This is a genomic window from Devosia sp., from assembly GCF_965229025.1.
Lineage (GTDB): Bacteria > Pseudomonadota > Alphaproteobacteria > Rhizobiales > Devosiaceae > Devosia_A.
On sequence record NZ_OZ245853.1, the window covers coordinates 1,743,644 to 1,757,239 of the forward strand.

11 protein-coding genes are annotated in these 13,596 nt (G+C 61.5%); 6 read left to right on the forward strand and 5 right to left on the reverse strand.

Going from position 1 to position 13,596, the window contains the following annotated elements:
- Positions 1–20 precede the first annotated feature (20 nt).
- Complete coding sequence (locus tag ACO06J_RS08675; RefSeq protein ID WP_421760299.1) at positions 21–458, forward strand: EamA family transporter; 438 nt, start codon at positions 21–23, stop codon at positions 456–458.
- A gap of 39 nt (positions 459–497) precedes the next feature.
- Here ACO06J_RS08675 and ACO06J_RS08680 read toward each other — a convergent pair whose 3' ends face one another.
- The 5 genes from ACO06J_RS08680 to ACO06J_RS08700 form a co-directional block, all read right to left on the reverse strand.
- Positions 498–1,868: an alpha-glucosidase/alpha-galactosidase gene (locus ACO06J_RS08680; RefSeq protein WP_421760300.1), complete on the reverse strand. Its 1,371-nt coding sequence runs from the start codon at positions 1,866–1,868 to the stop codon at positions 498–500.
- Positions 1,869–1,896: 28 nt separating this feature from the next.
- Complete coding sequence (locus ACO06J_RS08685) at positions 1,897–3,570, reverse strand: ABC transporter ATP-binding protein (RefSeq protein ID WP_421760301.1); 1,674 nt, start codon at positions 3,568–3,570, stop codon at positions 1,897–1,899.
- A gap of 4 nt (positions 3,571–3,574) precedes the next feature.
- Complete coding sequence (locus ACO06J_RS08690) at positions 3,575–4,714, reverse strand: ABC transporter permease (protein WP_421760302.1); 1,140 nt, start codon at positions 4,712–4,714, stop codon at positions 3,575–3,577.
- Positions 4,711–5,724 carry an ABC transporter permease gene (locus ACO06J_RS08695; protein ID WP_421760303.1) on the reverse strand — a complete coding sequence of 338 codons (1,014 nt, stop codon included), beginning with the start codon at positions 5,722–5,724 and terminating at the stop codon, positions 4,711–4,713. Before ACO06J_RS08695 ends, ACO06J_RS08690 begins: the two co-directional genes overlap by 4 nt.
- A gap of 139 nt (positions 5,725–5,863) precedes the next feature.
- Positions 5,864–7,957: an ABC transporter substrate-binding protein gene (locus tag ACO06J_RS08700; RefSeq protein ID WP_421760304.1), complete on the reverse strand. Its 2,094-nt coding sequence runs from the start codon at positions 7,955–7,957 to the stop codon at positions 5,864–5,866.
- Positions 7,958–8,105: 148 nt separating this feature from the next.
- Here ACO06J_RS08700 and ACO06J_RS08705 point away from each other — a divergent pair, with 148 nt between their 5' ends.
- The 5 genes from ACO06J_RS08705 to ACO06J_RS08725 all read left to right on the forward strand — a co-directional run bounded on the left by ACO06J_RS08705 (position 8,106) and on the right by ACO06J_RS08725 (position 13,585).
- The gene (locus ACO06J_RS08705) at positions 8,106–9,032 is read left to right on the forward strand and encodes a helix-turn-helix domain-containing protein (protein WP_421760305.1); all 927 of its coding nucleotides are present in this window, start codon (positions 8,106–8,108) and stop codon (positions 9,030–9,032) included.
- A 63-nt stretch (positions 9,033–9,095) separates the two neighbouring features.
- Positions 9,096–9,668, forward strand: coding sequence for a LysE family translocator (locus tag ACO06J_RS08710; RefSeq protein ID WP_421760306.1), 573 nt, complete (start codon positions 9,096–9,098; stop codon positions 9,666–9,668).
- 82 nt (positions 9,669–9,750) lie between these two features.
- The gene (locus tag ACO06J_RS08715; protein ID WP_421760307.1) at positions 9,751–10,770 is read left to right on the forward strand and encodes a LacI family DNA-binding transcriptional regulator; all 1,020 of its coding nucleotides are present in this window, start codon (positions 9,751–9,753) and stop codon (positions 10,768–10,770) included.
- A 65-nt stretch (positions 10,771–10,835) separates the two neighbouring features.
- On the forward strand, positions 10,836–12,512 hold the full coding sequence (locus ACO06J_RS08720; RefSeq protein WP_421760308.1) for an ABC transporter substrate-binding protein: 1,677 nt from the start codon (positions 10,836–10,838) through the stop codon (positions 12,510–12,512).
- Between the two features lie 89 nt (positions 12,513–12,601).
- Complete coding sequence (locus ACO06J_RS08725; RefSeq protein WP_421760309.1) at positions 12,602–13,585, forward strand: ABC transporter permease; 984 nt, start codon at positions 12,602–12,604, stop codon at positions 13,583–13,585.
- The last annotated feature ends 11 nt before the right edge of the window (positions 13,586–13,596 follow it).

Here is a 13,596-nt window from a genome sequence, read left to right on the forward strand (position 1 = left end):
TCGCTCCGTGAGAGACTGCAATGAGTTCTCCGCTGGATAGCTGGCTGTTCTGGGCGCTGCTCTCGGCCGTGTTCGCTTCGCTGACCGCGATCTTTGCGAAGATCGGTATCGCCAATATCGACAGCGACTTCGCGACGCTGATCCGCACGGTGGTGATCCTCGTCGTGCTCACGGGGATTGTGCTGGCGATGGGCAAGTTCCAACCCTTGGGGAGCATCGGGGGAAAGACCTGGCTGTTCCTGGTCCTCTCCGGACTTGCGACCGGGGCTTCGTGGCTCGCCTATTTTCGCGCGCTGAAGCTCGGACAGGCGGCGCAGGTGGCGCCCGTCGACAAACTCAGCGTGGTGCTGGTGGCGATTTTTGGGGTGTTGTTTCTGGGGGAGAAGCTGACACTGCAGGGCTGGGTCGGCGTTGCGCTGGTCGGGGCCGGCGCGGTGACGCTGGCCATCAAGCTTTAGGGAGAGGGAGGCAGGGCGCTAGCGCCCTGCCCCAAAGCATCAGGCGACGCGCTGCTTTTTCGGCACGCGCGCCCAGGCCGGCAGCATGTCACCGTGAGCGGCGAGCAGGTCGTCGACGAGGTTCCAGATCTGCTCGAGGTCGAGCTCGGCCGCGGTGTGCGGGTCCATCATCGCGGCGTGGTAGATGTGTTCCTTGTTCTCGGTCATGAGCGCCGCGACGGTCAGTTCCTGCACGTTGATGTTGGTGCGGATCAAGGCAGTCAACTGCGGCGGCAGGGCGCCGATATAGGTCGGCTGAATGCCCGAGGCATCAACGAGGCACGGCACTTCCACCGCGGCATTGTTGGGCAGCGAGGTGATGACGCCATTGTTGCGGACGTTGCCGTAGATCACGCCGGGCTCGCCGGTCCACACCGAGTTGACGATCTCGGACGCGTATTCCTTGGATTGCTTGACCTCGATGGTGTTGGCCTTGCGGTATTCTTCCGACGTAGTCTTCCACTTCGCGATCTGCTCGATGCAGCGCTTGGGGTATTCGTCGAGCGGAATGCCGAACTTTTCGATGATGTCCTCGCGGCCTTCCTTGATGAAGTACGGGGTGTATTCAGCGAAATGCTCGGAGCTCTCGGTGACGAAATAGCCGAGCCTCGTCAGCATCTCGTAGCGCACCTTGTTGGGGCAGCGCGGGTTCCAAGTCGGCTTGGGCGCGCGACCTTCGCGATAGGCGCGGACCAGGTCGGGATAGAGGTCACGGTAGGAACCGTCGGCCTGGCGGTGTTCGAACTTCAGGTAGAACGCCATGTGGTTGATGCCGGCCGAGCGGTAGCGGATCTCGTCATAGGGAATATCGAGATCGTGGGCCAGTTCCATCGCGGTGCCCTGCACCGAGTGGCACAGGCCGACCTGCTTGATGGTGGGGTATTTTTCGGCAATGGCCCAAGTGTTGATGGCCATCGGATTCACGTACTGCAGCATGATCGCATCGGGCGCCACCTGCAGCATGTCCTCGCAGATCGACCACAGGTGCGGCACAGTACGGATGCCGCGCATGATGCCGCCAACGCCGAGCGTGTCGGCAATGGTCTGGCGTAGGTTATACTTCTTGGGCACGTCGAAATCGACCACGGTCGAGGGCTCGTAACCGCCGATCTGGAAGCAGACGACCACGAAATTGGTGCCGTCTAGGGCTTCACGCTGGTTCGAATAGGTCTTGACGGTTGCGGGCACACCAAGCGTCTGCACCAGCTTGCCGGCGATGATGGCGCTTTCTTCGAGGCGCTGCGGATTGATGTCCATGAGGCGGATTTCGGCTCCGGTCAGCGCCTCGCGCTGCAAAATGTCGCCGACGATGTTCTTCATGAACACCGACGAGCCTGCGCCGATAAAGGTGATCTTGGGATTAGCCATCAAATGTCTCCGTAAGGCTGTAGCGTGGCCGTCAGGCCGCGATTTCGAAAGCGGCCCTAACGAGCCGTGATGTGTATTCAGTTTGCGGGCGTTCGAGCACGTCGGCGACGAGCCCCTGCTCGACGATTTTGCCGTTCTGCATCACCATGACCCGGTGGCAAAGCGCTTTCACCACCTTGAGGTCGTGGGAAATGAACAGGTAGCTCAGCCCCTTCTCGTCCTGCAGCTTGCGCAGCAGTTCGATGATCTGCGCCTGCACGGAAAGATCGAGCGCAGAGGTGGGCTCGTCGAGCAGAATGAACTCTGGTTCAAGCGCAATGGCACGTGCGATCGCGAGACGCTGGCGCTGGCCGCCCGAGAACTCATGCGGGAAACGTTGCAGGATGGTGTCGGGCAGCCCAGCATCGCGGAGGGCTTCACGGACGCGGTCGCCGCGCTCGCGGCTGTTGCCGCCGAGGCCGTTGACGATCAGGCCCTCTTCGATGATCTGCCGCACCGACATGCGCGGGTTGAGCGAGGCGAAGGGGTCCTGGAAGACAATCTGCATGCGGCTGCGCAATGGCCGCATCGCCTGCCGGTCCTTGGTGTGGATCGCCTCGCCATTGAAGTAGATCTCGCCGCCTTGGGTGCCGATGAGGCGGATCAGTGCCTGCCCGAAAGTAGTCTTGCCCGAGCCACTTTCGCCCACAAGACCCAGCGTCTCATGCTTTTGAAGCTTGAGGTCGAGGCTGTCGACAGCGACAAGTTCGAAGAAATCCGGGCTGAGGAAACCGCCGCGCTTGAGAGTGAAGGCGACTTTGACCTTCTTGCCCTCAAGCACCGTCGGCGAGTCCGCCGCGATCGGCTTGGCCGAGCCCTTGGGTTCTGAAGCCAAGAGGTGCTTGGTGTAGGCGTGGCGCGGATTGGAAAACAGCGCCTCGGTGGTGTTGTGCTCCTGCACGCGGCCGTTCTGCATGACATAGACGTAGTCCGAGAACTGCCGGACGATGGTCAGGTCGTGGGTGATGAGGATCACGGCCATGCCGTACTTGGCCTTAAGATCCTTGATCAGGTTGAGGATCTGCGCCTGCACCGTGACGTCGAGCGCGGTGGTCGGCTCATCGGCGATCAGCACGTCGGGCCGATTGGCCAGCGCCATGGCGATCATGACGCGCTGACGCTGGCCGCCCGACATCTGATGCGGATACTGGCGCAGACGCGCTTCGGGCTCCGGAATCTGCACCTCCTCGAGCAGCACGCGCGCCCGTTCCATGGCCTCGGCGCGGCTCATCTTGTTGTGCAGGTGCAGCACCTCGCAAAGCTGCTGGCCGATGGTATAAACCGGGTTCAGCGAACTCATCGGCTCCTGGAAGATCATTGTCAGATCATTGCCACGGAGCTTCCGCATCCCCGCATCGGACAGCCCCAGGATGTCCTTGCCCGACAGGGTAATGCGCGAGTTCTTGCCGATCTTGGCCCGCTTGGTCAGCAGCCGCATGATGGTGCGGGCCGTCACCGACTTGCCCGACCCGCTCTCGCCCACGATGGCGATGGTCTCGCCCTTGTGGAGCTGAAACGAGACGTCGCGGACGGCGTTGACGATGCCGCCTTCGACCTTGAAATCGACGGCGAGGTTGCGGGCGTCGAGGATGAGCTCGCGTCCATGGGCGCCCAGATCGTAGCGTTCGGGTGGGCTCAGGTCTTCGTTGCTATCGGTCATGGTCATGGCCTCAATAGGGGTCAATAGCGTCGCGAAGGCCGTCGCCGAGCGCGTTGAAGGCAAACACTGTGATGAGGACGAACATCACGGGCGAAAGGATCCAGGGATAGGAGCCGATCACCGAGAACGTACCGGTATCCTGGAGCATCAGGCCCCAGGAAATCAGAGGCGGCTTAACGGCAAAGCCCAGGAAACCAAGGAAGCTCTCGAGCAGCACGACGGCGGGGATTGCCATGGTGACCGCGACGATCAGGTGGCTCGAGACGTTGGGCAGGATGTGGCGGGTGATGATCCGCATGTCCGACGAGCCGACTGCGATCGCCGCCCTGACGTACTCGATCCGCGCCAGTGCCAAAGTCTTCGATCGCACTTCGCGGCTCAGTTGCGCCCAGCCCAGCACCGACATCAGACCGATCACGAACGCGATGAACACGTTCGACGGTGCCGTTACTGGGATCAGCGAGGTCAGGGCGAGGTAGAGCGGCAGTTGTGGGAACGCCAGCACGAACTCGACGAAGCGCTGCACCCAAACGTCGATCCTGCCCCCCATGTAGCCTGAGAAGATGCCGACAAACGTGCCAATCACCGAGGTGAGCAGCACCACCACAAGCGCGATGGTCAGCGTGATCTGTGAGCCGATAATGCCGCGAGACAGGATGTCCCGGCCGAACTTGTCGGTACCGAGGAAGTGAATCGGACGACCATCAACTGAACCGAAGAAGTGGGTGTCGCTCGGGATCAGGCCCAGCACATTGTACTTGTGGCCCTTGACGAAGAACCCCAGCACCGTCGGGTTGCTGCGGTCGGCACCCGTTAGCGGCTGGAAGGTGATCGGGTCAAATTCGCCGGTCTCGACGATTGGGTAGATGTACGGGATCAGGCTGAAACCGCCGTCCGGTGCCGTAAACTCGATATGGTCAGGTGGCGCGAAGCCGATCTCGGTCCGCTTGGGATCCATGGGCGCGAAGAAGTCGCCAAAGATCGCCATCAGGATCAGCGCAACGACGAGAACCAGGCCGATCATCCCCATTGTAGAGCGGCGGAAGCGACGCCAGACGAGGGCGGCGTAGGTCTCGTTGCCATAGGCAAAGCGCGCAGATACGGCGGGCGCCGGGGCGGCCGTTTCGGGCTTGTGTGTTACCTCGCTCATTCGCGTGCTCCCCCGCCAAGACGTACGCGCGGATCCAGCGCCACCAGCAGAAGATCGGCAATTATGTTGCCGATGATCAGCGTCACCGCGAGCACCATCATGAAGGTCGCGGTGACATAGACGTCACCCACAGCCATCGAACCCACGATCGCAGGGCCGACAGTGGCAAGGCCGAAGACGATCGCGACTTCGATTTCGCCAGTCAGCATGTAGGGCAGCACAACGCCTTGATAGGCGACGAGAGGATGGAGCGCGTTCGGAACGGCGTGCTTGAGAATGACCGCGCCTTCAGACAGGCCCTTGGCCCGGGCGGTTTCCACGTATTGCGCATTGAGCACGTCGAGCAGGTTCGCCCGCATCACACGCATGTTGTAGGCGAGGCCGCCGAAGGTGGCGATGAAGACCACCGGCCAGACGTGACTCACGAGATCGACGAACTTGTCCCAACTCCACGGCGCGCCACCATATTTCGCCGAAAAGAAGCTACCGATCTCCTGCACGTTCAACTTGAAGGCGAGGATGTAGATGATGATCAGCGCCAGCAGGAACCTGGGTATGGTCATACCGAGGAATGAGAAGACGCCCAGCAGGGTATCCACCCAACTGTATTGACGGGTGGCGGCGACAATCCCCAGCGAGATGCCGATGACGGACGCGAGGATGTGGCAGGTCAGCGCCAGCAGGATGGTGCGCGGCAAGCGCTCGGCGACAACGTCGCCAACCGGCTTGTTGTAGTAGAGCGAGTGGCCGAAATCGAAGCGCGTGAGGATGCCGCCCATCCAGTTGAGATACTGCACCGGCAGCGGGTCATTGAGGCCGTTTGCCTCGCGATAGGCGTTGGCTTGAGCCTCGGCCTCGTCGGCGGTCGCGCCGCCCTGATTGATGAGCATGGATCGGATGTAGTCGCCATAGTCGCCAGGAGGCGCCTGAATGATGGCGAAGGTCACGACACTGAGCGTGAACAGGATGGGCAGCGCGGCCAGAATGCGCACGACCAGGAAGCGCAACACTTGAACCATCTTGAGGCCTCACCCAACGCGCCGGATCTGAAGTCTTGGTCAGCGAAGGATGCCGGCGGCGCACCCGAAGCCGATTTTTGTGAAGGTGGCAGGGGGCGCGAGCCCCCTGCCCTAGGCTAGATCAGACCGACTAAAGAGATTCCGGTCCGGCCGAGCCAGGTGCACCCGGGAGGGTGTTGGGAGAGAGCTCGAGGTTCTGCTGCTTGTCCTTGGGCACGAAGACGCGCTCACGGATGATGTTGTCTTCAGCCCAGTTGAACATGAAGATCGGAGCGCCGGCCGGGATATTGGCAAAGCGCTTGTTGATGATCAGTGCACCCGGATACTGGGTGAGACCAATCGCTGCCACGTTCTCGGTGAACAGCTTCTGGTACTGCTTCATCAGGTCGACACGAGCCGCAGCATCTTTGTTCGCGATGAACTGATTGACCACGTCCACCATCTGCTGTTCCCACGGCAGGAGGTCGAGCGTGCCGTCAGTACCAGCACGATGGTTCGATGCGATCTGGGGACCGGTCGGCGCAAGCGCCGGCGTGCCCTGAACCACGGAGATCAGTTCCGAACCGTTACGACGAACCGTCCAGTCAAACTTGCCCGACTGCTCGGTTGCGTCACGCTGGGTACCGGGCAGGAAGGTCGGGATGACGCGCAGGCCGAGCTTTTCGAGCTGTGCGATCACGCCTTCTGCAAGGGACTTGTCGGTCTGGTAGTCGGCGTTGGCGAGGATGGTGATTTCCACGTCCTTGCCACCAACTCCGGCGGTATCAGCGGGGAAGTTCACGATGCCGTTGCCGTCCGTGTCCTTGAGCCCGATTTTCTCAAGCAGCGCCTTGGCGCCATCGAGATTGTACGGGTAGTAGACGGTCGACGCCTTGTCGTAATAGGTCGTGCCGGCATAGAGGCCGCCCGGATAGATGGCGGTGAACGGGCCCTTCACCAGGCTTTCGCCCAGAGCCTTGCGGTCCAGAGCGGACGTGACGGCCAGACGGAAGTCGCTGTTGCGGTTCAGTTCACGTACGGCTTCGCCGCGTGCGTCGGGTTCGCCCCAGCCATTGGCCGAAAGGTTCGGCAGCAGCGAATAGCCGATGGTGCGGGCACCGAAGGCGAGACGTGCGGGAGCTGCAGGATCTGCCGAGCGCTTCAGGGCTTCAACATAGCTCTCAGCCTGTTCAAGGTTGGAGAAGTCGCCCGTACCGGCAACTGCCTGCACGTCACGATCGGCCCAGGTGGAGAGCTTGTACTGAACTTCGTTCAGGTACGGCAGCTGGTTACCCTGGTCGTCGACCTTCCAGTAGTAGGGGTTGCGGCGCAGCACGATGATATCGTCGGGGCGGTAGGTCACAGGAACCCAGGCACCCATCACCGGAATGTTCATCCAGTCTGGCGGGACCGCATTCTTGTACTGATCGTAGGTCTGGCCAGCCTTGTACTTGGGATGGAGCGGCTTGAAGATATGAGCCGGACCCGGGCAGAACGTGCCGTAGGCCATCTGGTAGATGTACTGGGCCGGGAAGGCTTCCTTGAAGGTCCAGACGAGCGTGTACTTGTCGGGCGCTGCAAGGGTCGTGCCTTCGCCGAAGCTCTCCGGGGTGGCGCCGTTGAGCGGCGATACGTTGGGGTCAACGACGTTGTCTTCCCAGTAGAACATGGCGTCGTCGGAGGTGAACTCCACGCCGTCCGACCACTTGGCGCCTTCAACGAGGTGCATGGTCAGCGTGTGGCCGTCCGTGCTCCATTCCCAGCTCTTGGCGAGGTTGGGCATCGGGGCGAGTTCGTCGGCCTTGATCTCGAACAGCGGACCGGTACGGGTCAGGCACTCCATGGTGCCGATATCGATGCCGCCCCAGCCCTGCGACTGGCCGGCCATGTAGTTCCAGCCTTCCGGACGGCCGCCGATGACGTGACGCATCACGTCGCCATAGACGCCGATACCGTCAGGCATGTTGCTTGCCTTGAAGACCATCGGCTCCTTGGGCAGGCGGTCCTTCACGGGCGGCAGCTTGCCGGCATCGACGAACGCCTTGACGAAATCGGGTTCGTGGTACTCGGGCAGCGCCTTGTATTCGATGATGTCAGAGACGCCGACAAAGTTCGGTGTCCCCTGGGCGTCAAACTGCGGTGGGTCGGGCAACTCGCCCGGAGTCACCGACTGAGCCTGCGCGGCGAGCATCGACACGCCAAGCAAAAGGCTTGCCCCGCCAAGGGCAATAAGGTGTTTTCGCATGATTCCTCCCTATGCATGAGACGGCGCGACGCGCGCTCGCGGCGGGCCTCCACCCACCGACGATTGTCTCCGCTACAAAATGGTAGCCCTTGCCAAGGCAGGAACAATCCGATTATCTGAATGAGTATTTCCGGTTTTTAAAGACAAGATGAACGAAGCTCTCCAGCACTTCCCTCCGGCACGCCCCCGCGAGAAGGCCGCTGCGCCGGTTCCCCGCCCCGACCGGCAGTTCTATGCCCAGACGCAGGCGTTCGGCCGCTTCGGCATCCGCTGGTTTGATCCGCAGATCATGCCGCATGAGCATCTGCATGGTCATATCGAACTGAACTGGCTGACCGACGGCAGCATGGATTACGTTATCGACGGGCGCCCGATCCGCGTGCCGTCGCAGCGGCTGGTGATGTTCTGGGCGGGCATTCCGCACCAGACGGTGGCGCTTGATACCGGGGCAAATGGCGAGAGCCGGCAGTGCAACGTCTACCTGCCGCTCGACAGTTTCCTGCACATGCACAATCTGGGCAAACTCACCGAAACCATGATGGGGGGCGGTGTGGTGGCGCTGAATCCTGGAACGCTCGGTGCCGACACGCTGCAGCGCTGGTATCAGGATTATCGCAGTGGCGACGCTGAGCGCGCGGACATCCTGAAAGAAGAGATTGCGCTGATGCTGCGCCGAGCGGCAGTAACGGGTTGGGACATCTTGATGGCGCCATGGATCGAGAGCGTCGGCACTGCGGCGCGCGCCGCATCGCCGCTCCGCTACGTTGTGGCGATGATCCGGCACATTCTTGAAAACCTCAGTGAACCCTTGCGCGCAGAGGACGTCGCCAAGGTCGTTGGCCTCCATCCGAACTACGCGCTGAACCTCTTCACCGAAGTCATGCGCGTGCCCTTGCACAAGTTCGTGGTCCGGATGCGGCTGATCCGGGCCCGCTCGCTGCTGTTCGAGGGCAGTCTGTCGATCGAGAACGTGGCGTTCGAATCGGGCTTCACCGCGCTGAGCCAGTTCTATGTGCAGTTCCGCAACGCTTACGGGCTCACGCCTCGACAAATGCGTGCCCACTACCTGCGCTGATGCACCGCTTGCCTCATTGATGGATCTCAGCTTGATAGGCGCGACTTCGGGAGGCGCCTTCTCGTGACGGATCCAGTCCTATTTCTCCTGGCGGTGCTCACGCTGCTGGGAACGCCCGGCCCCACCAATACGCTGCTGGCGACCTCGGGGGCCCTTGCGGGCGTGCAGCGATCGCTGCCGCTCCTCATTGGTGAACTGGCCGGTTATCTCATTGCGATTGCCGCGATCTGGCTCATTCTTGCGCCGGTGTTTCACAGTTTTCCGCTGCTGGGTGCCGGGCTGAAACTGGCAGTTGCGATCTACCTCGTGTGGACTGCAGTCCGGCTCTGGCAGCGAAATGGGACACTGACGGCAGCCACGCAGGTGGTGGGCGTAAGGACGGTGTTTATTGCCACGCTGCTCAACCCCAAGGCCCTGATCTTTGCGCTGAGCATTATCCCCCTCGCTTCGCCTTCCGTCGCCTGGTTCCTCGTCGCTTTTGCCACTGCCGTGCCATCGGTCGGCTTTTGCTGGATCGTCCTGGGACGGTCGATTGGAGCGCTGTCTGGGAGCACGCGCTCGCATCTGCTGCCCCGTGTGGCCTCGGTCGTGCTCGTCGGTTTTGCCGCCTTGGTCGGGGCGTCTGCTTTCAGCTAGGCGAGCATCTGCGCAGTATCGATATTGACAAGCCGGGAAACCACGCGCTCAAATGTGGGATCGATCTCATGGCGAGGCGCCCATGCCCACAATCACCGACGTTTCGAGAAAGGCAGGGGTCTCGCGCTCCACCGTCTCTCGTCTGATCGCGGGCAGCGGCTACGTCTCCGAAAGCGCCAGAAAAGCCGTCGAAGCAGCGATTGCGGAATTGGGCTACCGGCCCAACACGATGGCGCGCGGCCTGCGCTCCAACCGCTCCAATCTCATTGGTGGCGTGGTGGTCAATGTCGGCAGCCCGTTTTATGCGCAGATGATCGGCGGCATCCAGCTGACCTGCCGCAGCGCCAACAAGAGCTTTCTCGTCTCCTCGGGCTACGCCGACCCGGACCAGGAGGCGCGCGCCATCCTCGAGCTGATCGACCGCTCATGCGACGGGCTGATCCTCTATCTCGAGAACCCGCTGGGCGAGGATGTGCTGGCGGTCATTGAGCAATCAGGCATCCCGGTGGTCAGCATCGGCGGCGACGAGTGCCCGGCGGCGCGGGCGGCGATTGCCATCGACAACTTCTCGGGCGCCCGCGACGGCATGGAGTTTCTGCTCCGCGCCGGTCACCGCAACATCGCATACCTCTCGGGCGGGCTGGTCTATCGCGACATGCGCGAACGGCTTCGGGGGACGGCAGATGCGTTAGCGCGGCATGGGCTGACGATTGACGATATCCTCGTCATCCACGGCAATTTCGAGGAACGGTTCGGAGCAGAAGCGACTGCCACGTTGCTGGTCGAGCATCCTGGAATCACGGCGATATTCGGGGGTGACGATGACATTTCGGCCGGTGCCCTGCTGTCGCTGAAGCGCGCCGGCAAGCGTGTGCCGGAGGATATTTCTCTCCTTGGCTTCGATGACAACTTTCATGCCCGGCACCTGACGCCGGCGCTGACCACCGTCCGACAGCCCGTCGATGAGGCTGGGCGGCTGGCGGCACGGCTGTTGCTGTCGCTGCTCGACGGTGAGGCCCCTACGGCACGTGAATTCAGCATTCCCACCGAACTGATCATCCGTGACAGTGTGGGCCCCGCCCCAGCCAGCCTGTCTGGATAGCCCCTCGTGACTTCGCCTTTGCCGTTCTGACACTTTAATGAGATCGATCCCATAGGAGACCTGAAATGAGCCGACTGCGCCTTCTGACACTCCTCACTGCCACGGCACTGACCGGAACCGCGCTGACCAGCGCTGCAAACGCGGTAGTCATCATCCGCATGGCGCCGGTGCACACCGATGCGATGGTTGAGAACTACAACCCGTACAATCTCGCCGGCCCGCACGCCTACGTTCAGGATTTTGCATACGAACCGTTGTGGATCGACAACGTCTGGCACCCCGACCACGATTTCCCGGCGCTCGCAAAGTCATATGAACTCGGCAGCGACCTGAAGAGCGTCACCTATCACCTCCAGGAAGGGGTTAAGTGGTCCGACGGCGAGCCGTTCTCGGCGAGCGACGTGGTTTTCACCTTCAAGTACGCCAAGGCCCACCCCGATTTCCCCGTCGGATATGACATCTACAACGCGGAAGCAGACACCGGCAGCCTGGTGAATGTGGTGGCCGTCGACGATCACACGGTGCGTTTTGAGCTCAAGAAGCCAGATTCCCTGGCACGGCTGAACATCGGCCCCGTCTTCCCGCTGCCAGAGCATATCTGGAAAGACATCGCCGACCCGGCGAACTACGCGAACCCCAAGGTCGTGGCGACCGGTCCCTTCACTGAAGTGCGCGACTTCTCCCGCAACTCCTTCAAACTGTGCAAGAATCCGCTCTATCGGGAAGCAGCCGACGTGAAGATCGACTGCATCGAGTATCCGCAGCTTTCGGACAATCTGCAGGTGATTGCAGCGATCACCAATGGGGATCTTGATTGGGCCACTGACGGCATCACCGATCCGGACGTGACCTTCACCGCCAAGAGCGCGGACAATCACTACTGGCTGCCGCCAGACGCGGGCACCAACCTGCAGCTCAACACCACCAAGGCGCCGTTCAACAACCTCGAGTTCCGCAAGGCCATGTCGATGGCAATCGACCGGCAAACTCTGGTCGATGTGGCGACGTTCGGCCTGACCACACCTGCCAAGTACCCGATCGGCGAAGGCATGTTCTACAAGGACTGGATCGATGATGCGGCGCTGGCCCCCTACCAGTACCTGATGAACTACGACCCAGAGGCCGCCAAGAAGGTGCTCGACGATGCCGGGTTCATCGACAAGGACGGCGACGGCTGGCGCGACGAGCCCGACGGCACGCCCATCGCGTTTTCGATGGAAGTCCCTGCTGGTTGGGACGACTGGGTGAACACCCTCCAGACCGTCTCGGAGAACCTCCAGGATATCGGCATCAATGCCGACATGAAGACGCCCGATGAGGGTGCCTGGTTCGACAACATCCCGACTGGCAACTTTGACGTCTACATCATGTGGACCAACCTCTCGTCGACGCCGTGGTTCACCTACTACTCAATGTTCAACCCGCGCTCAATGAACCCCGGCACGCTCAATGAGCAGGCCATGCACCAGATGAAAATCCCCGCGATCGAGACCGATCTGGCCGATATCAGCGCCACGGCCGACGTGGCCGTGCAGAAGGCCAAGATCACTGATGTCATGAAGCAGGTGGCCGAGAACCTGCCGCTGATCACGCTGTTCTCCAATCCCGCCTGGTACGAGTACTCGACCCGCAACTTCACCGGCTGGCCGGATGCGTCGAACGCCTGGGCACGGCCGAACAACCCGTCGGGCGTGCACGAGCGCGTCAAGGTGCTGCTGAGCCTCACCCCGGTAGCGAAGTAGCCTTCAACCGGCCCTGCCCCCATTGGGGACAGGGCCATCTTCCTCGTATCCCTCAGGTGAGGGACCGGTAGCGGGCAGCTTGATCGAAGATGCGATTTCTGGCGCGACGACTGGGTTTTTATCTCGCAGCGTTCTTCGTGGCGGTGACCCTCAACTTCTTCATTCCGCGCTGGATGCCGGGCGATCCGACGACGCGTATCCTCTTGGCGCTGCGAGGGAAACTCCGTCCCGACCAGGTCGAGGCCATTCGCAAGACCTATGGTTTCGAAGGGTCGCTGTGGGACCAGTACTGGAACTACCTCTGGAAGCTGGCGCATTTCGATTTCGGCATCTCGACGGTGAATTTTCCGGAGCCGACGTCTGACCTGTTGTTCTACGCTGCCGGCTGGACGCTGCTGCTGGTTGGCATTGCTACAGCCATTTCCTTCGTCATCGGCATCACCATGGGCATCTACTCAGCGTGGCATCGCGGCGGGTTCTTCGACACCGTGTTCACACCGATCAACGTGATGATGAATGCCTTCACGCCCGCAGTGGTGGCGCTGCTGCTCTGGTACGGCTTCTCGCTCGAATGGGCGATTTTTCCGCTCGGCCGCGCGCACGACATCAACCTCACGCCTGGCTTCAACTGGGAGACGGTCGCCAGTGTCTCGTGGCATGCAGTGCTGCCGGTGGCGTCGATCGTGCTGGTCAATTTCGGCTCGTGGCATCTCGGGATGCGCAACACCATGATCAACCTCCTGAACGAGGACTTCGTGGTGCTGGCAAAGGCCAAGGGCCTCTCGGACCGCAGGGTGCGCTACCGCTACGTGGCGCGGAATGCCATCCTGCCGCAGATCACCTCGCTGGCCCTCTCGATCGGCTATGTGCTTGGCGGCGCGTTCATAACTGAGGTGGTGTTCAACTATCCGGGGCTGGGAAAGTTCACCCTCAATGCCATCCAGGCGCGTGACTACACCTTCATCCAGGCACAGCTGATCCTCCTCACCGGAAGCGTCCTTGTCGCCAACCTCGCGTCGGATGTGCTGAACGTCATCTTCGATCCCCGCCTGCGCTCTGGAGGGCGTTCGTGATGAATGAGCAC